The following is a 21,032-nucleotide window of genomic DNA, read 5'->3' as shown; positions in this document are numbered from 1 at the left end:
TCCTTTTTTCTCAAGCAAAACATGATATAATAAGTTTGTTTGAAGAAGAGCTCTAGCTCTTAAACTTAGATAGGAGAAAACTATGCAAGCAGTTGAACATTTTATTAAGCAATTTGTTCCTGAACATTATGATTTATTTTTAGACTTGAGTCGTGAGACCAAGACGTTTTCTGGGAAGGTGACCATTACGGGTCAAGCACAAAGTGACCGTATTTCCCTTCATCAAAAAGACTTGGAAATTGCTTCTGTAGAAGTTGCAGGTCAAGCTCGTCCATTTACAGTTGACCATGACAATGAAGCCCTTCATATCGAATTGGCTGAGGCTGGTCAAGTTGAAGTGGTTCTTGCCTTTTCTGGTAAGATTACAGATAACATGACAGGGATTTATCCTTCATACTACACAGCTGATGGTGTCAAGAAGGAAGTCTTGTCTACCCAGTTCGAGAGCCATTTTGCGCGCGAAGCCTTCCCTTGCGTGGATGAGCCAGAAGCCAAAGCAACTTTTGACCTCTCTCTACGTTTTGACCAAGCAGAAGGTGAAGTGGCCTTGTCAAACATGCCAGAAATCGATGTTGAAAACCGCAAGGAAACAGGTATCTGGAAGTTTGAGACAACACCTCGCATGTCTTCTTACTTGTTGGCCTTTGTTGCGGGTGATTTACAAGGAGTAACGGCTAAAACTAAAAACGGTACCCTCGTAGGTGTCTACTCAACCAAAGCCCACCCACTATCTAATCTTGATTTCTCACTGGACATCGCCGTTCGTTCAATCGAGTTTTACGAAGATTACTACGGAGTCAAGTACCCAATCCCTCAATCTCTCCATATCGCCCTTCCTGATTTTTCATCAGGTGCTATGGAAAACTGGGGTCTCGTGACCTACCGTGAAGTTTACTTGGTTGTGGATGAAAACTCAACCTTTGCTAGCCGTCAACAAGTTGCCCTTGTAGTGGCACATGAGTTGGCTCACCAATGGTTTGGTAACCTCGTTACTATGAAATGGTGGGATGACCTTTGGCTCAATGAAAGTTTTGCTAACATGATGGAATATGTCTGTGTGGATGCCATCGAGCCAAGCTGGAATATCTTTGAAGATTTTCAAACAGGTGGTGTTCCGTCTGCCTTGAAACGTGATGCGACAGATGGTGTGCAGTCTGTTCACGTCGAAGTGAAACATCCAGATGAAATCAATACGCTATTTGATGGAGCTATCGTCTATGCCAAAGGAAGCCGCCTCATGCACATGCTTCGTCGTTGGCTTGGCGATGCTGATTTCGCTAAAGGTTTGCACGCTTACTTTGAAAAACACCAATACAGCAATACAATTGGTCGTGACCTTTGGAATGCCCTTGGTCAAGCGTCAGGACGTGATGTTGCAGCCTTCATGGATTCTTGGTTAGAACAACCTGGTTATCCAGTCCTTACTGCCACTGTTGAAAATGATGTTTTGAAGATTTCGCAAAAACAATTCTTCATCGGTGAGCATGAAGATAAGAACCGTCTCTGGGTAGTGCCACTCAATAGCAACTGGAAAGGTTTGCCTGATACACTTGAAACTGAAAGCATCGAAATTCCAGGCTACGCAGCCCTTCTTGCTGAAAACAAAACAGCCCTTCGTCTTAACACTGAAAATACAGCCCACTACATTACTGACTATCAAGGTGAATTACTGGATGCTATTCTTTCAGAATTAGTAGAACTTGATAATACAAGCAAACTTCAAATCGTCCAAGAACGTCGTTTGCTTGCTGAAGCAGGGCACATTTCTTATGCTGACTTGCTTCCAGTCCTTGATAAACTTGCCAAGGAAGAGTCTTACCTTGTGGTTTCAGCTGTTTCTCAAGTGATTTCTGCTCTTGAGCGCTTTATCGATGAAGGAACAGAAGTTGAAACAGCCTTCAAAGCACTAGTTGCTAAATTGGCTCGTCACAACTATGACCGTCTTGGTTTCGAAGCTAAAGATGGAGAATCAGATGAGGATGAATTGGTTCGTCAGCTGGCTGTTTCCATGATGATTCGCTCAAATGATGCAGAAGCTAGTCAAATCGCTAGCCAAATCTTCGAAGCTCACAAGGATCAGCTTGCAGGACTTCCAGCAGCAATCCGTTCCCAAGTCCTTATCAATGAAATGAAACATCATGAGACTAAAGACTTGTTAGCACTTTACCTTGATACTTATACTCACACAACAGATGCAGCCTTCAAGCGTCAATTAGCAGCAGCCCTTGCTTATGCGACAGATGCAGAGAACATCCAAACACTGCTTACAACTTGGAAGGATAAATTTGTGGTCAAACCACAAGACTTGTCTGCTTGGTACTTCCAGTTCTTAGGTCATCAAGCAACCCAGGAAACAGCTTGGTCTTGGGCGCGTGAAAACTGGGCTTGGATTAAGGCAGCTCTTGGAGGAGATATGAGCTTTGATAGCTTTGTTATCCTTCCTGCTCACGTATTTAAGACTCAGCAACGCTTGGCGGAATACAAAGAATTCTTTGAGCCACAACTTTCTGACCTAGCTCTTAGCCGTAACATCGGTATGGGAATCAAGGAAATTGCAGCGCGTGTTGACTTGATTAACCGTGAAAAAGCTGCAGTAGAAGCAGTCGTTCTTCAATATGGGAAAGCTTAAACATTCGTAAAATAATAAAAACTCAACTTTCTCTCTTAAAGTAAGAGGGAGTTGAGTTTTTTTTAAGGCAAATTTGGTATAATGGTTTTAATAAGGAGGAGTTTCTCATGATAAAAATCTTATTGGTTGAGGATGACCTAGGCCTGTCAAATTCAGTATTTGACTTTTTAGACGATTTTGCGGATGTCATGCAGGTATTTGATGGTGAAGAAGGTCTCTACGAAGCTGAAAGTGGCGTCTATGACTTGATTTTGCTGGATTTAATGTTGCCTGAAAAAAATGGCTTCCAAGTCTTGAAAGAATTGCGTGAAAAAGGAATTACGACACCAGTTCTGATTATGACTGCCAAAGAAAGCTTGGATGACAAGGGACATGGATTTGAACTAGGAGCGGATGATTATCTGACCAAACCTTTTTACCTAGAAGAACTTAAAATGCGGATACAAGCTCTTCTCAAACGTTCAGGTAAGTTTAATGAAAACACCTTAACATATGGAAATATCGTGGTTAATTTATCAACCAATACCGTTAAAGTTGAAGATACTCCCGTCGAATTGCTGGGGAAAGAATTTGATTTACTAGTTTATTTCCTTCAAAATCAAAATGTTATTTTGCCCAAGACTCAGATTTTTGACCGTCTATGGGGATTTGATAGTGATACGACGATTTCGGTTGTCGAAGTCTATGTTTCAAAAGTCCGTAAGAAATTAAAAGGAACCACTTTTGCGGAAAATTTGCAAACCTTGCGTAGTGTTGGGTATATTTTAAAAGATGTTCAGTAAACTAAAAAAAACATGGTATGCGGATGACTTTAGCTACTTTATCCGCAACTTCGGTGTCTTCACCCTGATTTTCTCTACCATGACTCTGATTATTTTGCAGGTCATGCATTCAAGTCTCTATACTTCGGTGGATGATAAGCTTCATGGACTGAGTGAAAATCCTCAAGCAGTTATTCAGCTGGCAGTAAATAGGGCAACAGAAGAGATTAAAGATTTAGAGAATGCCGCTACAGATACTAGCAAGACTGAAGTAAAACCCAATGTTAGTTCCAATACAGAGGTTATTCTTTTTGATAAAAATTTTACACAACTCCTTTCTGGAAATCGATTTTTGGGCTTGGATAAGATTAAGTTAGAAAAGAAAGAACTAGGCCATATCTATCAGATTCAGGTTTTTAATAGCTATGGCCAGGAAGAAATCTATCGCATGATTTTGATGGAAACCAATATCAGTTCGGTTTCAACAAATATCAAGTATGCCGCTGTCTTGATTAATACCAGTCAGTTGGAGCAGGCCAGTCAAAAGCATGAGCAACTGATTGTGGTCGTGATGGCTAGTTTCTGGATTTTGTCTTTGCTTGCCAGTCTCTATTTAGCTCGAGTCAGTGTCCGACCTCTGCTTGAGAGCATGCAGAAGCAGCAGTCCTTTGTAGAAAATGCTAGTCATGAGTTACGAACTCCACTTGCAGTTCTGCAAAATCGTTTAGAGACCCTTTTTCGTAAGCCAGAAGCAACCATTATGGATGTGAGCGAAAGCATTGCCTCTAGTTTAGAAGAAGTCCGAAATATGCGTTTTTTGACGACAAACTTGCTGAACTTAGCTCGGAGAGATGATGGGATTAAGCCAGAACTTGCAGAAGTTCCAACTAGCTTTTTCAATACGACTTTTACAAACTATGAGATGATTGCTTCGGAAAATGACCGTGTCTTCCGTTTTGAAAATCGCATCCATCGCACGATTGTCACGGATCAGCTTCTTCTGAAACAACTGATGACTATCCTATTTGATAATGCCGTCAAGTATACTGAAGAGGATGGTGAAATTGATTTTGTGATTTCAGCTACCGATCGTAGTCTCTATTTACTGGTTTCTGATAATGGAGTAGGTATTTCGACAGAAGATAAGAAGAAAATTTTTGATCGTTTTTATCGAGTGGACAAGGCTAGAACCCGTCAAAAGGGTGGTTTTGGTTTAGGATTATCCCTAGCCAAGCAAATTGTAGATGCCCTAAAAGGAACCATTACTGTCAAAGATAATAAACCAAAGGGAACAAGCTTTGAAGTGAAGATTGCCATCCATACACCATCTAAAAAGAAAAATAAAAATATCGCTCCAGTTGGGGCGATATTTTGTAGTACGACGGGCATGTCGTACATCTGAGGTGTAAGTCCTCCGTGGGCACCCGCTACCGGTGAACCCAATAGCGATTCCCAAGCCTGACTATCGTGAGGTAGCGGGGAGAGGAAGGGATAGCGAAATCGTGGCTCTACGAACAGGAACGTGATAGTAAGGCGTATATAGCGGATAAGGGGGCCTAAAACTCTAAAGTCCAAAAAGGTAGTCGTAACCTATATGCGTAAATCACGAGAGTAAACGAGGAAAGATGTACAACTTATCCCGTGAGGTCTCATGAGCGCTGAAAGCGTAGTAACAACGAATCATGAGAAGTCAGCCGAGCCCATAGTAGTGAGGAAACTTCTGTAATGGAAGTGGAGCGAAGGGGGAATACTCAAACAGTCTGGGGAGAGACTGTTTGAGGTCTGTCGCTAGAAAGAGAAAACGACAGATTGAAGTAATCCTACTTCACTTGTGTCTGTAAAACGAACGGTCTGATAGAACTGGACTCTATCACGTATTGACTAGATGAAGGTTCACCAATATAAGATGTCCCTCAGGCACCAAAACAAGAAAGGAATACGCACATGTCAAAATTGCTAGATAAGATATTATCACGCGAAAATATGCTGGAAGCCTACAATCAAGTAAAATCCAATAAGGGCTCAGCTGGGATTGATGGAATTACTATCGAAGAGATGGATAATTATCTCAGACAAAACTGGCGCCTGACTAAGGAACGGATAAAACAAAGAAAATATAAGCCTCAACCAGTTCTCAGAGTTGAGATTCCCAAACCAAACGGAGGCATCCGTCAACTAGGAATTCCAACAGTTATGGATAGAATGATTCAACAGGCCATTATTCAAGTCCTTACCCCCATTTGTGAACCCCATTTCTCAGATACGAGCTATGGATTCAGACCAAATAGGTCATGTGAAAAAGCCATCATGAAGCTCTTAGAGTACTTAAATGACGGCTATGAGTGGATAGTGGATATAGACCTAGAGAAATTCTTCGATACAGTTCCTCAAGATAGATTGATGTCCTTAGTACATAACATTATCGAAGACGGAGATACGGAATCCTTGATTCGTAAGTATCTTCATTCAGGTGTTATCATTAACGGTCAGCGTCATAAAACGCTAGTTGGCACACCACAGGGAGGAAATTTATCTCCTCTCTTATCCAATATCATGCTTAATGAATTGGATAAGGAATTAGAAAAGAGGGGACTTCGATTTGTGCGCTACGCAGATGATTGTGTGATTACGGTCGGAAGCGAGGCTGCCGCTAAGCGTGTGATGTATTCAGTCAGTCGTTTTATTGAGAAACGGCTAGGTTTGAAAGTAAACATAACCAAGACTAAGATTACCAGACCAAGAGAATTGAAATATTTAGGTTTCGGGTTCTGAAAATCATCAGCTGGTTGGAAAAGTCGCCCCCATCAAGATAGTGTTCGGAGATTTAAACTTAAATTGAAGAAACTAACACAGAGGAAATGGAGTATAGACTTAACAAGACGTATTGAGCAACTGAATTTGTCTATTCGAGGATGGATAAACTATTTCTCATTGGGAAATATGAAAAGTATAGTCACCAGCATAGATAAGCGCTTGCGCACTCGCCTACGAGTGATTATCTGGAAGCAATGGAAGAAGAAATCTAGACGATTATGGGGATTGCTTAAGTTAGGAGTTCCTAAATGGATAGCAGATAAGGTATCTGGCTGGGGTGATCACTATCAATTAGTAGCTCAGAAGTCGGTACTTAAACGGGCTATATCAAAACCAGTCCTTAAAAAACGTGGACTGGTTTCGTGTTTGGATTATTACCTTGAACGACATGCGTTAAAAGTTAGTTGAACCGCCGTATGCCGAACGGCACGTACGGTGGTGTGAGAGGGGCTAGAGATTATCCCCTACTCGATTTTATCTTCTACGTTTTCGTTTGATAATAGACCGTTGTACTTTTAAAACAAGTAAGCTGGATCCGATTGCTGCGGCAAAGGCAAGAGCAGTTGATAATTTTAATGCTAAAAAGATAAAACTAAAGATAGCAATACAGATACAAAAAACAGCGATATTAACAAAAAATAGGATTTCCTTGAGATTGGCATCAGATTGCGCTTCAGGTGTATAATCTTGATAGCGAGGAACCTGATGGTTTAATTCTTCTTGATAGTCTACCTCATAGGATTGTAATTTTCTTACGGGCATGTCTCTCTCCTTACAGTACATACCTATTTTATCATTTTTTCAGCAGAGAATTATTACAGAAAGGTTACAAAAAGAATAAAGTCCCTTTTCATTTTCAAAGAATAGCTGATTTTTGAGAAATATGGTATAATTTTCATTATGGAAAAGATTATCATTACAGCAACTGCTGAAAGTATTGAACAAGTTAAACAACTGCTCGAAGCTGGCGTAGACCGTATCTATGTCGGTGAGAAAGATTTTGGCCTTCGTCTGCCAACAACCTTTAGTCATGACCAATTGCGTGAAATCGCTAAGCTGGTTCATGATGCTGGTAAGGAATTGATTGTTGCAGTCAATGCCCTTATGCACCAAGATATGATGGACCGTATCAAGCCCTTCCTCGATTTCTTGGAAGAAATTAAGACAGACTACATTACGATTGGGGATGCAGGTGTCTTTTATGTGGTCAATCGCGATGGTTATTCCTTTAAGACTATCTACGATGCCTCAACTATGGTGACAAGCAGTCGTCAGATTAACTTCTGGGGACAAAAGGCTGGCGCATCTGAGGCTGTTTTGGCGCGTGAAATTCCATCTGCTGAGCTCTTCAAGATGCCTGAGATTTTGGAAATTCCTGCTGAGGTGTTGGTTTACGGTGCTAGCGTCATCCATCATTCTAAACGTCCACTCTTGCAAAACTACTATAACTTTACGCATATCGATGATGAAAAGACCCGCAAGCGGGACCTCTTCTTGGCTGAGCCAAGTGACCCCGAGAGCCACTATTCCATTTTTGAAGACAATCATGGGACCCACATCTTTGCCAACAATGATCTTGATTTGATGACCAAATTGACAGAATTGGTAGAGCATGGTTTTACTCATTGGAAATTAGAAGGACTTTACACTCCAGGTCAGAACTTTGTTGAGATTGCAAAACTCTTTATCCAAGCGCGTAGCTTGATCCAAGAGGGCAACTTTAGCCATGACCAAGCCTTCTTGCTGGATGAAGAAGTGCGCAAGTTACACCCTAAAAACCGTTTCCTTGATACAGGATTTTATGACTACGATCCTGATATGGTTAAATAAAGTAAATGATTCGTTGAGAGAAGGAAGATGCAAACATTTCTTCTCTCAATTTTTCTTATTTCCTCACCATTTTCAAAAAAATTAGCAGGATAGGATGCTCTGTTTACTGGGATTTTTCAGAAAAGTAATCTTCTTGAGTTTGAAAATTATCCCATGTTTGCAGGTGCCAAATGGCCCTTTTTTTGGTATAATTTTTTATAATGAAAACGATTGGTAATCGCTATGTTGTGGTGGATTTAGAGGCAACTAGCACAGGTAGTAAGGCTAAAATTATCCAAGTGGGAATTGTTGTGATTGAGGATGGAAAAATCGTCGATCACTATTCGACGGATGTCAATCCACATGAACCTTTGGATGCTCATATCAAAGAACTGACAGGACTGACTGACCAACGTCTGGCGCTAGCACCTGATTTTTCGCAAGTTGCCAGAAAAATTTTTGACTTGGTAGAGGATGGGATTTTTGTAGCCCATAATGTTCAGTTTGATGCCAATCTCTTGGCGGAAAATTTATTTTTTGAAGGCTATGAATTAAGAAATCCTCGTGTTGACACGGTAGAATTGGCTCAGGTCTTTTTCCCTGAACTGGAAAAATATAGTTTGCCGATTTTGTGTCAGGAATTAGGAATTCCTCTAAAACACGCTCACACAGCCCTTTCAGATGCCCAAGCTACTGCGGAATTACTCCTTTTTCTACGAGAAAAGATGGCCCAGCTTCCGAAAGGTCTTTTGGAACGCTTGCTGGAAATGGCTGATGCTCTCTTATATGAGTCTTACCTAGTTATTGAAGAAATTTATCGCAGTCAATCTATCCTGAGTTCTCCAGACTTGGTCCAAGTTCAAGGGCTATATTTCAAGAAACCTACAGCTCCCAATGAGCCACGAAAATTATCTCAAGATTTTTCTAAAAATATTTCTCTGTTGAACCTTGAAGTGAGGGAGGAGCAAGAAAGTTTTGCTAAAGAGGTTGGTTTGCTATTGAAGGATGAGCCTGTATCATTCATTCAAGCGCCAACTGGGATTGGGAAAACTTATGGCTATCTCTTACCCGCTTTGTCCCAAGTGGAAAATCGTCAGATTGTCCTTAGCGTTCCGACAAAGATTCTTCAAAATCAAACCATGGAAGAAGAAGGTAAACGTCTTAAAGAGGTGTTCCATACAGATATTCATAGTTTAAAGGGACCACACAATTATCTGAAGTTGGATGCCTTTTATCGTTCCTTGCAGGAAAATGATGAAAATCGCTTATTTAGACGCTTTAAAATGCAACTCTTGATCTGGCTGACAGAGACAGAAACGGGGGATTTGGATGAAATCGGGCAACTCTACCGTTACCAACATTTTCTAACAGATCTTCGTCATGACGGGAATTTATCATCTCAAAGCTTATTTGTGACGGAAGATTTTTGGAAACGTAGTCAAGAAAAGGCACAAACCTGCAAGCTTTTAGTGACCAATCATGCTTATCTTGTAACCAGACTGGAAGATAATCCTGAATTTGTCAGTGACCGTATATTGATTATTGATGAAGTTCAAAAGATTTTGTTAGCTTTAGAAAATCTGCTTCAAGAGACCTACGATATCCAGTCTATTATCGTTTTGCTTGATAAGGCTTTACTGGACGAGCAAAATAAGGTCCAGCAACGAATACTAGAAAGTATTCGCTTTGAGTGTCTCTACCTGATAGAACAATTTCAGTCTGGAAAATCTAGGAAAAATATCTTAGATTCTCTGGCCAATCTCCATCAGTATTTTTCAGAATTAGAAGTAGAAGGCTTTGATGAGCTGGTCCGCTATTTTACGGCTGAAGGTGATTACTGGCTTGAAGCAACTGAAACGAGTCAAAAGAAAATTCAGATTTCTTCTACAAAATCAGGCCGTATTCTTCTATCTTCCTTAGTGCCTGATTCATGTCAAGTCTTGGGAGTGTCGGCTACTCTTGAGATTAGTCAGAGAGTTTCTTTGGCAGACCTGTTAGGCTATCCCGAAGCTAAATTTGTCAAGATTGAAGCTGGTAAAAAACAGGATCAAGAAGTGATCTTGATCAAAGATTTCCCCTTGGTAACAGAAACCTCCTTAGAAATCTACGCCAAAGAGGTAGCTAATTTGCTGATGGATCTTCAAGCTTTCCAGCAACCGATTTTAGTTCTCTTTACTGCTAAAGACATGCTTCTGGCAGTATCAAATTTACTCCCTGTAAGTCATTTAGCCCAGTATAAAAATGGCGATGTTCATCAACTGAAGAAACGCTTTGAAAAAGGAGAACAACAAATCTTGCTTGGTGCAGCAAGTTTTTGGGAAGGAGTTGATTTTTCAAGCCATCCTTTTGTGATTCAAGTTGTACCAAGACTTCCTTTCCAAAATCCTCAAGAGCCCTTGACGAAAAAGATTAATCAGGAACTGAATCAAGAAGGGAAAAATGCCTTTTATGATTATCAATTGCCAATGGCCATTATTCGTTTAAAACAGGCTTTGGGAAGAAGTATGAGACGCGAACACCAGCGTTCCTTAACTCTTATTTTGGATAAGAGAATTGTCGGAAAGCGATATGGCAAACAAATAGTAGTATCTCTAGCAAAAGAAGCGAGCGTTACAACGATCGCTCAATCTGAAGTTAATGAGGCTATTGATAGATTTTTAAATGAACTTTGATAAATAGTATTGTATGAAAGTATAAGGTTAGTGTATATGAAACGTTCTCTCGACTCTAGAGTCGATTATAGTTTGCTATTACCAGTATTTTTTCTACTGGTTATTGGCGTGGTGGCTATCTATATAGCTGTTAGTCATGATTATCCAAACAATATTCTGCCCATTTTAGGGCAGCAGGTCGCCTGGATTGCCTTGGGGCTTGTGATTGGTTTTGTGGTCATGCTCTTTAATACAGAATTTCTTTGGAAAGTGACTCCCTTTCTGTATATTTTAGGCTTGGGACTCATGGTCTTGCCAATTGTCTTTTATAATCCAAGCCTAGTTGCATCAACGGGTGCCAAAAACTGGGTATCGGTAAATGGTGTTACCTTGTTCCAGCCGTCAGAATTTATGAAGATATCCTATATCCTCATGTTGGCTCGTGTCATTGTCCAGTTTACCAAAAAACATAAGGAATGGAAGCGCACAGTTCCGCTGGACTTCTTGCTGATCTTCTGGATGATTCTCTTTACCATTCCAGTCCTAGTTCTTTTGGCACTTCAAAGTGACTTGGGGACGGCTTTGGTTTTTGTGGCCATCTTCTCAGGAATCGTTTTGCTATCAGGAGTTTCTTGGAAAATTATTATCCCAGTATTTGTGACTGCGGTAACAGGTATTGCTGGCTTCTTAGCTATTTTTATCAGCAAGGACGGAAGGGCTTTTCTTCATCAATTAGGAATGCCGACCTACCAAATCAATCGTATCTTGGCTTGGCTCAATCCTTTTGACTTTGCCCAAACAACCACTTACCAGCAGGCTCAAGGACAAATTGCTATTGGCAGTGGTGGCCTATTTGGTCAGGGATTTAATGCTTCGAATCTACTTATTCCAGTTCGCGAGTCGGATATGATTTTCACGGTTATCGCAGAAGATTTTGGCTTCATTGGCTCAGTCCTTGTCATTGCTCTCTATCTCATGCTCATTTACCGTATGTTGAAGATTACTCTCAAATCAAATAACCAGTTCTACACCTATATTTCCACTGGTTTGATTATGATGTTGCTCTTCCACATCTTTGAAAATATCGGTGCTGTGACGGGCTTGCTTCCTTTGACTGGGATTCCTCTGCCTTTCATTTCACAAGGAGGATCAGCTATTATCAGTAATTTGATCGGTGTTGGCTTGCTTTTATCGATGAGTTACCAGACTAATCTAGCTGAAGAAAAGAGCGGAAAAGTCCCATTCAAACGGAAAAAGGTTGTATTAAAACGAATCAAATAAGGAGAAAATCATGGTTAAAGTAGCAGTAATGTTAGCTCAGGGCTTTGAAGAAATTGAAGCTTTGACAGTTGTAGATGTCTTGCGTCGAGCAAGTATCACTTGTGATATGGTAGGATTTGAGGAGCAAGTAACAGGTTCGCACGCAATCCAAGTAAGAGCAGACCGTATCTTTGATGGTGATTTATCAGATTATGACATGATTGTACTTCCTGGTGGAATGCCTGGATCTGCACATTTGCGTGAAAATCAGGCTTTAATTCAAGAATTGCAAAGCTTCGAGCAAGAAGGGAAGAAACTGGCAGCCATTTGTGCGGCACCAATTGCCCTCAATCAAGCAGGAGTATTGAAAAACAAGAAGTACACTTGTTATGACGGTGTTCAAGAGCAAATCCTTGATGGGCAATACGTCAAGGAAACAGTAGTGGTCGATGGTCATTTGACAACCAGTCGAGGTCCCTCAACAGCCCTTGCCTTTGCCTACGAGTTGGTGGAGCAATTAGGAGGAGACGCAGAGAGTTTACGAGCAGGAATGCTCTATCGAGATGTCTTTGGTGAAAATCAGTAAAACGGGAGTCACTCTCTCGTTTTTTTTACTTGGAAAAATCTAGGAAATCATCGCTTTTTTAAGGAAAAAATGGTATAATGAAAGCTATGAAATATCACGATTACATCTGGGATTTAGGTGGAACTTTACTGGATAATTATGAAACTTCAACAGCCGCATTTGTTGAAACATTAGTGCTGTATGGTATCACACAAGATCATGATAGTGTCTATCAGGCTTTAAAGGTTTCTACTGATTTTGCGATTGAGACATTCGCTCCCAACTTAGAGCATTTTTTAGAAAAGTACAAGGAAAATGAATCCAGAGAGCTTGAACACCCGATTTTATTTGATGGAGTTTCTGATTTATTGGAAGACATTTCAAGTCAAGGTGGGCGTCATTTTTTGGTTTCTCATCGAAATGATCAGGTCTTGGAAATTTTAGAAAAAACTTCTATAGCAGCTTATTTTACAGAAGTGGTGACTTCTAACTCAGGCTTTAAGAGAAAACCAGATCCTGAGTCCATGATTTATTTAAGAGAAAAGTATCAGATTAGCTCTGGTCTTGTTATTGGTGATCGTCCCATTGATATCGAAGCAGGTCAAGCTGCAGGACTAGCTACTCACTTGTTTACCAGTATCGTGAATTTAAGACAAGTATTAGACATGTAAGAAAAAGGAAAAAGATGACAGAAGAAATCAAAAATCTGCAGGCACAGGATTATGATGCCAGTCAAATTCAAGTTTTAGAGGGCTTAGAGGCTGTACGTATGCGTCCAGGGATGTATATCGGATCAACCTCAAAAGAAGGTCTTCACCATCTAGTCTGGGAAATTGTTGATAACTCAATCGACGAGGCCTTGGCAGGATTTGCCAACCATATTCAAGTCTTCATTGAGCCAGATAATTCGATCACTGTTGTCGATGATGGGCGTGGTATCCCAGTCGATATTCAGGAAAAAACAGGTCGACCTGCCGTTGAGACTGTCTTTACTGTCCTTCATGCTGGAGGAAAATTCGGCGGTGGTGGCTATAAGGTCTCAGGTGGTCTTCACGGAGTGGGGTCGTCAGTAGTTAACGCCCTTTCCACTCAATTAGATGTTCATGTCCACAAAAACGGAAAGATTCATTACCAAGAATACCGTCGTGGTCATGTTGTCGCAGACCTTGAGGTGGTTGGAGATACAGATAAAACGGGAACAACAGTTCACTTCACACCGGATCCAGAAATTTTTACTGAAACAACAACATTTGATTTTGATAAATTAAATAAACGGATTCAAGAGTTAGCCTTTCTAAATCGCGGTCTTCAAATCTCCATCACAGATAAGCGTGAAGGTTTGGAACAAACCAAGCATTATCATTATGAAGGTGGTATTGCTAGTTACGTTGAATATATCAATGAGAACAAGGATGTGATCTTTGATACACCAATCTATACAGATGGTGAGATGGATGATATCACAGTTGAAGTAGCCATGCAGTACACAACGGGTTATCATGAAAATGTCATGAGTTTTGCCAACAATATTCATACCCATGAAGGTGGAACGCATGAGCAAGGTTTCCGTACAGCACTAACTCGTGTTATCAACGATTATGCTCGTAAAAATAAGTTACTGAAAGACAATGAGGACAACTTAACAGGGGAAGATGTTCGCGAAGGATTAACTGCGGTGATTTCAGTTAAGCACCCAAATCCACAGTTTGAAGGACAAACTAAGACCAAACTGGGAAACAGCGAAGTAGTCAAGATTACCAATCGTCTCTTCAGTGATGCCTTCTCTGATTTCCTCATGGAAAATCCACAGATTGCCAAGCGTATCGTGGAAAAAGGTATTTTGGCTGCTAAGGCTCGTGTTGCTGCCAAGCGTGCGCGTGAAGTCACTCGTAAAAAATCTGGTTTGGAAATTTCCAATCTTCCAGGAAAACTAGCAGACTGTTCTTCTAACAATCCTGCGGAAACAGAACTTTTCATCGTCGAAGGAGATTCAGCTGGAGGGTCAGCCAAATCAGGTCGTAACCGTGAATTTCAGGCAATTCTTCCAATTCGTGGTAAGATTTTGAACGTTGAAAAAGCAAGCATGGATAAAATTCTTGCCAACGAAGAAATTCGAAGTCTTTTTACAGCTATGGGAACAGGATTTGGAGCAGAATTTGATGTTTCAAAAGCCCGTTACCAAAAACTCGTTTTGATGACCGATGCCGATGTCGATGGAGCCCACATTCGTACTCTTCTTTTAACCTTGATTTATCGTTATATGAAACCAATCCTAGAAGCTGGTTATGTTTATATTGCCCAACCACCAATTTATGGAGTCAAGGTTGGAAGCGAGATTAAAGAATACATTCAGCCAGGTGCAGATCAAGAAATAAAACTTCAAGAAGCTTTAGCCCGTTATAGTGAAGGTCGTACCAAACCGACCATTCAGCGTTATAAAGGTCTAGGTGAAATGGACGACCACCAATTATGGGAAACAACCATGGATCCAGAACACCGCTTAATGGCTAGAGTTTCTGTGGATGATGCTGCAGAAGCAGATAAAATCTTTGATATGTTGATGGGGGATAGAGTAGAACCTCGTCGTGAGTTTATCGAAGAAAATGCTGTCTATAGTACACTTGATGTCTAAAAAAACGGGAGAAGTAGTTCCCTTGGTCTAAAAAATATGATATAATCATTACGATTGTTTCAAGTAAAAAAGGAGTTTAATATGTCTGCTAGACTAGTAATTTATTTAATAATTGCAGTTGCAGTTTTATTGGTCATTGCCTATGCTATCGCAATCTATGTAAGGAAGCGCAATGAAAGTAAATTAGCAATTTTAGAAGAGAAAAAAGAAGAGCTGTATAATCTTCCAGTTAATGATGAAGTTGAAGCTGTAAAAAACATGCACTTGATTGGACAAAGCCAGGTGACTTTCCGTGAATGGAACCAAAAATGGGTTGACCTATCTCTTAACTCTTTTGCAGATATCGAAAATAATCTTTTCGAGGCAGAAGGTTATAACAACTCATTCCGTTTTTTCAAAGCTAGTCATCAAATTGATCAAATCGAGAGCCAAATTACCTTGATTGAAGAAGATATTGCAGCAATTCGCAATGCCTTGGCAGATTTGGAGAAACAAGAGTCTAAAAATAGTGGACGTGTTCTTCATACCTTGGACTTGTTTGAAGAGTTGCAACATCGAGTTGCTGATCATTCTGAAGAATATGGGCAAGGTTTGTCTGAAATTGAAAAACAATTGGAAAATATCCAATCAGAGTTTTCTCAGTTTGTAACTTTAAATTCGTCTGGTGACCCAGTAGAAGCTGCTGTGATTTTGGATAATGCTGAAAATCATATCTTGGCTTTGACACATATTGTTGATCGTATACCAGCAGTTGTAACAACATTATCTAAAGAGCTACCAGATCAACTAGAAGATTTAGAAGATGGTTACCGTAAGCTTTTAGATGCTAACTATCATTTTGCTGAAACGGATATTGAAGCGCGTTTCCAATTGCTTTATGAAGCTCTTAAGAAAAATCATGAGAATATTGCGCAACTAGAATTGGATAATGCCGAGTACGAAAATACTCAAATCCAAGAAGAGATTAATGCACTTTATGATATCTTTACAAGAGAAATTGCTGCACAGAAAGTGGTAGAAGGTTTAGTAGCAACACTTCCTACTTATCTGCAACACATGAAAGATAGTAACGCTGTTTTAGTCGAAGATATTAAACGATTAAGTAAGAGTTATCTATTTTCTGAAACAGATGTTAGTCATGTTCATAGATTGCAAACTGAATTAGACTCTTTGGAAGAATCTGTATTAGAATTAACTTCAGAACAAGAGGAACACTCTGAGCCATATTCATTGCTTGAAGAACGTTTGGAAAACTTACAAGCGACTTTGAAAGAAATTGAGGATGAACAAGTCGAACTTAGTCAACGTCTTGCTCAGATTGAAAAAGATGATATCAATGCTCGCCAAAAGGCAAATATTTATGTTAATCGTCTTCATACAATCAAGAGATATATGGAGAAACGCAATCTTCCAGGTATTCCTCAAAATTTCTTACAGTTGTTCTTTACAGCAAGTAACCATACAGAAGAGTTAATGGTTGAACTAGAAGAAGCTCAGGTCAATATCGAAGTTGTAAACCGTATACTTGAGATTACAACAAATGATATGGAAGTACTTGAAGATGAAACTTATAATATTGTTAAATATGCAACTTTGACTGAACAACTACTACAGTATTCGAATCGTTACCGCTCATTTGATGAACGAATTCAGGAAGCCTTTAATGACTCATTAGAAATCTTTGAAAAAGAATTTGATTACCATGCTTCATTTGATAAGATTTCGCAAGCTTTGGAAGTCGCAGAACCTGGTGTAACCAACCGTTTCGTTACTTCATATGAAAAGACACGTGAGACAATTCGTTTCTAACATAATAAAAAAGATTTGGTTTTGTGAGAAGCAGAACCAAATCTTTTTATTGTCTATAAAATCTTCTATGATAAAATCTCAAGATAAAAAATTGGAGACGATTTAAAAAGTAAATCAGAACCTATGTTTGGCTTATAAGGTTCAATAGCTTTCTAATCTCTCCAAAATTTTATTTGGTTGGAATCGAAATTTCAATTAATTTTTCTGAGTAGAGTGTTTTGATATTGGCCTCATCAATGGATTCATTATCAATTTTACGTTTTAAGAAAAATTCTTGAATGGCTTCGATTTCAGTTTCTCGAATAGCACGGTGTTTGTTTGAGATGAGGATTTCATAGTGAAGCGGAGCTTGGGTAAAAATAACATCTGTATTTCCTGCCGAGTAAACTTCAACAAGGGTTGCATCGGTACTCTCTAGCTGGCTTTTTACAAGTTGCGAGTGTGAGTTTGTCGTATTGATAAGCTTCATAACATTTCCTCCGATTTTCTAATTCTATTATAGCACTTTTTAAATAAAGTAGCTTGATTTATACTCAATGAAAATCAAAGAGCAAACTAGGAAGCTAGCCGCAGGTTGCTCAAAACACTGTTTTGAGGTTGTAGATAAGACTGACGAAGTCAGTCACATATATACGGTAAGGCGAAGCTGACGTGGTTTGAAGAGATTTTCGAAGAGTATTAGTCAATCTTATGCTGTTTTTTCCAAGATTGGATGGCCCATTTATGGCTACCACGTTTGAGATTTTCAATAGCCTCGTCAATAGGGAACCAGGAAATATGATTGAAGTCTTCTAGTGGTTTTTGCACTTCTTTGAAGGAAGTTGCTTCATAGAGGTAGGCAGGATTGTAGTAGTAGGTGTCACGGTGACGAGAGTAGAAATATTCGTCAGCTTGTCCGTAATAGCTACCAATTTCAGCTGTAAAGCCAAGCTCTTCAATCAATTCACGCTTTAGGGCTTCTTGATGGTTTTCACCTGCTTCAATTTCGCCACCTGGTAGGAACCAAGCACCATTTGGTGCTTGAACAAGAACAATTTGTTTTTGTTCAGCGTCAGGGATAACTGCATACACTCCATAGCGTGCAACATAGTCTGTATTTGCTTTCTTTTCTCCAAAAGTTGGGTTTGCCATTGCATTTTCCTCATTATCTATTATCTTTATTATTATCTTAATGGACAAAGGCTGAGCTGTCAAGAACTTATAGTTATTTTAGTAAAAAAGAGCAGAAAATTTTCATTTTCTACTCCTTTTCTATAGGATTTATACTTCTTTTTCAGAAGTTTTTACTTCAGCTTTTTTGGCAGACTTAATCTGAATGTTTCCCTTGCTAGTCATCACTGCCTTTAGGTCTTTTTCGCTTGGATTTTCAAGGTAGTAGTCAGTGATTGCGTCTTCAATATAGTCTTGAATAGTACGACGAAGTGGGCGTGCTCCCATTTTTGGATCATAACCGAGGTCAACTAATTTTTCCTTGACCTTTTCAGTTACATCTAAATGAATATTGTTGCTAGAAAGGCGCTTGTTAACGTCTGCTAGCATAAGCTCGACAATCTGAAGGAGGTTATCCTTGCTGAGAGCCTTAAATTCGATAATACCATCAAAACGGTTCATAAACTCTGGGCTAAAGAAGTTACCGAGTTCACCAAGAACAGAGTTGGTACGTCCTTCGCGAGCTGCCCCAAATCCAACGCTAGCTTCGGCTTTTCCAGTCCCAGCATTTGAAGTCATGATGATGATTGCGTCCTTGAAGCTAACGGTGCGTCCTTGCCCATCTGTTAAACGACCATCGTCCAAGACCTGGAGGAACATGTGCATAACATCTGGATGGGCTTTCTCTACTTCATCCAAGAGAATAAGAGAATATGGATTGCGGCGAACTTTTTCAGTTAATTGCCCAGCCTCATCGTAGCCAACATAACCTGGAGGGGCACCAACTAATTTCGCTACACTGTGTTTTTCCATATATTCACTCATATCAAAGCGAATCATACTGTCAGAAGAACCAAAGAGTTCAATGGCAAGCTGTTTAGAAAGCTCTGTTTTTCCGACACCAGTTGGCCCAACAAAGAGGAAACTACCGATTGGACGATTAGGAGTACCGAGTCCCACACGATTACGGCGGATAGCTTTCGCAATTTTATCTACAGCCTCGTCCTGTCCAATAACATGAGCTTTTAGGTCTTCAGCAAGATGGATGAGCTGAGACTGTTCTTTTTCTTTAAGATCGCCAACAGGGATATTTGTTTTTTGCTCGATAATATGTTCAATTGTTTTCTCGCTGATGATAGGCGTATCTTGGTCTGTGACCTTTTTCTTTTGCATTTCCTTATATTTTGCAATCTGATCACGGAAATAGGCAGCTTTTTCAAAATCTTCATCTCGTGTAGCTTGAGACTTGAGATTTTCAGCTTCAATCAAGCGTTGATCAATTACTTTTGGATCTACAAAGTTTAAGGTCAAGTTCATCTTAGATCCGGCTTCATCCAGAAGGTCGATCGCTTTATCTGGTAAGAAACGATCTTGGATATAACGATTGGAAAGAGTTGCAGCTGCTTCAATTGCAGCATCGGTATAGTGAACGTGGTGATAGTCTTCGTATTTCTTTTGAATCCCTTTGAGGATAATGATTGTTTCTTCCACGGTTGGTTCATCGACTTTGACAGGCTGCATACGACGCTCAAGAGCAGCATCTTTTTCAATGATACGGTACTCATTGAGTGTAGTGGCACCGACCAGTTGCAGTTCCCCACGAGCAAGGGCGGGTTTGAGGATATTTCCTGCGTCCATATTGCCATCGCCTGCAGAACCAGCACCGACAATTTCATGGATTTCATCGATAAAGAGGATGATATCCTCACGTTTGCGAATTTCTTCCATGAGTTTTTGCATGCGTTCTTCAAATTGTCCACGGATACCCGTTCCTTGAACTAGGCTAACCACATCTAGACGGATGACTTGTTTACCTTGGAGTTTATGCGGAACATCTCCATCAACGATTTTCTGAGCTAGACCTTCGACAACAGCCGTTTTTCCGACACCTGGTTCACCGATAAGAACAGGATTATTCTTAGTTCTACGATTGAGAATTTCGATGACACGGATAATCTCATCATCGCGTCCAATAACGGGGTCGATATCGCCACGACGAGCAATCTCAGTTACATTGATACCAAATTCTTCTAGCAGGCCTTTTTCTTGGCTTGGGGGTGGAGTTTGAGCAGATCCACGATTTTGGGAACCATAACCGCCGTTTCCACCGTAACCTCCACCTGATTGGGTTGGGGGAATAGGAGGAGTATTGCTAGAAGGTCTGAAATTGTTTAGATCATTGAAGAAATCACCAAAGGGATCGAAGTCACGATTGTTCAAATCTGTCATACCTTTAAAGAGACTGTTGTTAGGATCAGTCTTGATAATCTTGTAGCAGTTTTGACAGAGGTCAATTTGTTTTTGTTTTCCATTGAGATTGGTGTAAAGATGAATTGTTGAGTCGTTGATTTTACAGTTTTGACAAAGCATACATCTACCTCATTTCTTTCTTTAGCCTGACCTGGTTAAAGGTCAAAAATAGTCAAATTTCTATACTCTCATTATAACAGGATTGGGATGTAAAGCAAGTAAAAAGATTGCAGCTTTGAGAAGTTGTTACAATGAAAATCTTTGTGAAATAGGACTATAAAAAAATCCTATTTGTGAGACAAAAAGGATTTTGGTTAGACATGCAAGGGCAATCCCAGCTTGTTTTAGATTAGTAGAGGAGTTCGTAAATCTCCATTGCGATTAAGTCAATGCTGTCAAAAGTATACGTTTCGCGAGCTTCTACATCACGAAGGGTAAAAATTGAACCGTTTTCTTCGTCGTGGCTGTATGCAACTTCTGCAACAACAACTCCTTCGCGTTCAAAATTACGTTTTAAATTTCCGCCGTCTTTTGCCATTGCTTCAAGGCGGTTGATGATTCTAACCAAATGTGATTCCATTTTGATTCTCCTTCATTTCTTATCATTACTATTTTACCATAAAGGAGGTCAACTTGACTAGAAAAAACTAAGATTTCTCGCTAATTCTACCAGCTTAAAGATTTTTTGAATAAATTAGACAAA

At 39.9% G+C, this 21,032-nt stretch carries 15 protein-coding genes and 1 pseudogene; 11 read left to right on the top strand and 5 right to left on the bottom strand.

Translation table 11 applies throughout. The features are described 5' to 3' along the window. Positions 1-82 precede the first annotated feature (82 nt). From SK629_RS06920 to ltrA, 4 genes and pseudogenes are all read left to right on the top strand, one after another. Entirely contained in the window at positions 83-2,629 is a 2,547-nt protein-coding gene (locus SK629_RS06920) for a M1 family metallopeptidase (protein WP_042901176.1), read from the top strand. Between the two features lie 107 nt (positions 2,630-2,736). Next, a complete protein-coding gene (ciaR, locus tag SK629_RS06915; RefSeq protein WP_000590639.1) occupies positions 2,737-3,411 on the top strand; it encodes a two-component system response regulator CiaR in 675 nt (224 codons plus the stop codon). Continuing rightward, positions 3,401-4,792 carry a two-component system sensor histidine kinase CiaH gene (gene ciaH, locus SK629_RS06910; protein WP_042901175.1) on the top strand — a complete coding sequence of 464 codons (1,392 nt, stop codon included), beginning with the start codon at positions 3,401-3,403 and terminating at the stop codon, positions 4,790-4,792. Before ciaR ends, ciaH begins: the two co-directional genes overlap by 11 nt. Positions 4,793-5,334: 542 nt before the next feature. Continuing rightward, positions 5,335-6,612 (top strand): annotated as a pseudogene (gene ltrA / locus SK629_RS06905) (group II intron reverse transcriptase/maturase). Between the two features lie 66 nt (positions 6,613-6,678). On the opposite strand, the gene SK629_RS06900 reads toward ltrA, so the two are convergent. Further along, positions 6,679-6,966: a DUF3270 domain-containing protein gene (locus SK629_RS06900; RefSeq protein ID WP_042901174.1), complete on the bottom strand. Its 288-nt coding sequence runs from the start codon at positions 6,964-6,966 to the stop codon at positions 6,679-6,681. A 138-nt stretch (positions 6,967-7,104) separates the two neighbouring features. Here SK629_RS06900 and SK629_RS06895 point away from each other — a divergent pair, with 138 nt between their 5' ends. The 7 genes from SK629_RS06895 to ezrA all read left to right on the top strand — a co-directional run bounded on the left by SK629_RS06895 (position 7,105) and on the right by ezrA (position 16,930). After that, positions 7,105-8,034 carry a peptidase U32 family protein gene (locus SK629_RS06895; RefSeq protein WP_000411189.1) on the top strand — a complete coding sequence of 310 codons (930 nt, stop codon included), beginning with the start codon at positions 7,105-7,107 and terminating at the stop codon, positions 8,032-8,034. Between the two features lie 200 nt (positions 8,035-8,234). After that, positions 8,235-10,685: a bifunctional DnaQ family exonuclease/ATP-dependent helicase gene (locus tag SK629_RS06890; protein ID WP_042901173.1), complete on the top strand. Its 2,451-nt coding sequence runs from the start codon at positions 8,235-8,237 to the stop codon at positions 10,683-10,685. Between the two features lie 36 nt (positions 10,686-10,721). After that, positions 10,722-11,945, top strand: coding sequence for an FtsW/RodA/SpoVE family cell cycle protein (locus SK629_RS06885; RefSeq protein WP_042901172.1), 1,224 nt, complete (start codon positions 10,722-10,724; stop codon positions 11,943-11,945). 10 nt (positions 11,946-11,955) lie between these two features. After that, a complete protein-coding gene (locus tag SK629_RS06880) occupies positions 11,956-12,510 on the top strand; it encodes a DJ-1 family glyoxalase III (protein ID WP_042901171.1) in 555 nt (184 codons plus the stop codon). Between the two features lie 86 nt (positions 12,511-12,596). Continuing rightward, positions 12,597-13,160 (top strand): HAD family hydrolase, encoded by a 564-nt coding sequence (locus SK629_RS06875; protein ID WP_042901576.1) that lies wholly within the window; start codon positions 12,597-12,599, stop codon positions 13,158-13,160. A 14-nt stretch (positions 13,161-13,174) separates the two neighbouring features. Then, on the top strand, positions 13,175-15,121 hold the full coding sequence (gene gyrB, locus SK629_RS06870) for a DNA topoisomerase (ATP-hydrolyzing) subunit B (protein WP_042901170.1): 1,947 nt from the start codon (positions 13,175-13,177) through the stop codon (positions 15,119-15,121). 81 nt (positions 15,122-15,202) lie between these two features. After that, positions 15,203-16,930, top strand: a complete 1,728-nt coding sequence (ezrA, locus tag SK629_RS06865) for a septation ring formation regulator EzrA (protein ID WP_042901169.1) — start codon at positions 15,203-15,205, stop codon at positions 16,928-16,930. Positions 16,931-17,099: 169 nt separating this feature from the next. On the opposite strand, the gene SK629_RS06860 is transcribed toward ezrA, so the two are convergent. The 4 genes from SK629_RS06860 to SK629_RS06840 all read right to left on the bottom strand — a co-directional run bounded on the left by SK629_RS06860 (position 17,100) and on the right by SK629_RS06840 (position 20,909). Beyond that, a complete protein-coding gene (locus SK629_RS06860) occupies positions 17,100-17,399 on the bottom strand; it encodes a DUF1827 family protein (RefSeq protein ID WP_042901168.1) in 300 nt (99 codons plus the stop codon). Positions 17,400-17,608: 209 nt separating this feature from the next. Next, positions 17,609-18,061, bottom strand: a complete 453-nt coding sequence (locus SK629_RS06850) for an NUDIX hydrolase (RefSeq protein ID WP_042901167.1) — start codon at positions 18,059-18,061, stop codon at positions 17,609-17,611. 129 nt (positions 18,062-18,190) lie between these two features. Beyond that, the gene (locus tag SK629_RS06845) at positions 18,191-20,449 is read right to left on the bottom strand and encodes an ATP-dependent Clp protease ATP-binding subunit (RefSeq protein WP_042901165.1); all 2,259 of its coding nucleotides are present in this window, start codon (positions 20,447-20,449) and stop codon (positions 18,191-18,193) included. Positions 20,450-20,678: 229 nt separating this feature from the next. Further along, positions 20,679-20,909: a DUF1797 family protein gene (locus SK629_RS06840; RefSeq protein ID WP_000443570.1), complete on the bottom strand. Its 231-nt coding sequence runs from the start codon at positions 20,907-20,909 to the stop codon at positions 20,679-20,681. Between the last annotated feature and the right edge of the window lie 123 nt (positions 20,910-21,032).

The sequence above is a fragment of the Streptococcus mitis genome (assembly GCF_000722695.1).
Lineage (GTDB): Bacteria > Bacillota > Bacilli > Lactobacillales > Streptococcaceae > Streptococcus > Streptococcus mitis_O.
This window is presented reverse-complemented; position numbering and strand designations above follow the sequence as displayed.

Excerpts from the sequence above, each read along its gene's own strand:
- SK629_RS06920 (WP_042901176.1), top strand. The coding sequence starts at position 83 with ATGCAAGCAGTTGAACATTTTATTAAGCAATTTGTTCCTGAACATTAT.
- ciaR (WP_000590639.1), top strand. The coding sequence starts at position 2,737 with ATGATAAAAATCTTATTGGTTGAGGATGACCTAGGCCTGTCAAATTCA.
- ciaH (WP_042901175.1), top strand. The coding sequence starts at position 3,401 with ATGTTCAGTAAACTAAAAAAAACATGGTATGCGGATGACTTTAGCTAC.
- SK629_RS06900 (WP_042901174.1), bottom strand. The coding sequence starts at position 6,966 with ATGCCCGTAAGAAAATTACAATCCTATGAGGTAGACTATCAAGAAGAA.
- SK629_RS06895 (WP_000411189.1), top strand. The coding sequence starts at position 7,105 with ATGGAAAAGATTATCATTACAGCAACTGCTGAAAGTATTGAACAAGTT.
- SK629_RS06890 (WP_042901173.1), top strand. The coding sequence starts at position 8,235 with ATGAAAACGATTGGTAATCGCTATGTTGTGGTGGATTTAGAGGCAACT.
- SK629_RS06885 (WP_042901172.1), top strand. The coding sequence starts at position 10,722 with ATGAAACGTTCTCTCGACTCTAGAGTCGATTATAGTTTGCTATTACCA.
- SK629_RS06880 (WP_042901171.1), top strand. The coding sequence starts at position 11,956 with ATGGTTAAAGTAGCAGTAATGTTAGCTCAGGGCTTTGAAGAAATTGAA.
- SK629_RS06875 (WP_042901576.1), top strand. The coding sequence starts at position 12,597 with ATGAAATATCACGATTACATCTGGGATTTAGGTGGAACTTTACTGGAT.
- gyrB (WP_042901170.1), top strand. The coding sequence starts at position 13,175 with ATGACAGAAGAAATCAAAAATCTGCAGGCACAGGATTATGATGCCAGT.
- ezrA (WP_042901169.1), top strand. The coding sequence starts at position 15,203 with ATGTCTGCTAGACTAGTAATTTATTTAATAATTGCAGTTGCAGTTTTA.
- SK629_RS06860 (WP_042901168.1), bottom strand. The coding sequence starts at position 17,399 with ATGAAGCTTATCAATACGACAAACTCACACTCGCAACTTGTAAAAAGC.
- SK629_RS06850 (WP_042901167.1), bottom strand. The coding sequence starts at position 18,061 with ATGGCAAACCCAACTTTTGGAGAAAAGAAAGCAAATACAGACTATGTT.
- SK629_RS06845 (WP_042901165.1), bottom strand. The coding sequence starts at position 20,449 with ATGCTTTGTCAAAACTGTAAAATCAACGACTCAACAATTCATCTTTAC.
- SK629_RS06840 (WP_000443570.1), bottom strand. The coding sequence starts at position 20,909 with ATGGAATCACATTTGGTTAGAATCATCAACCGCCTTGAAGCAATGGCA.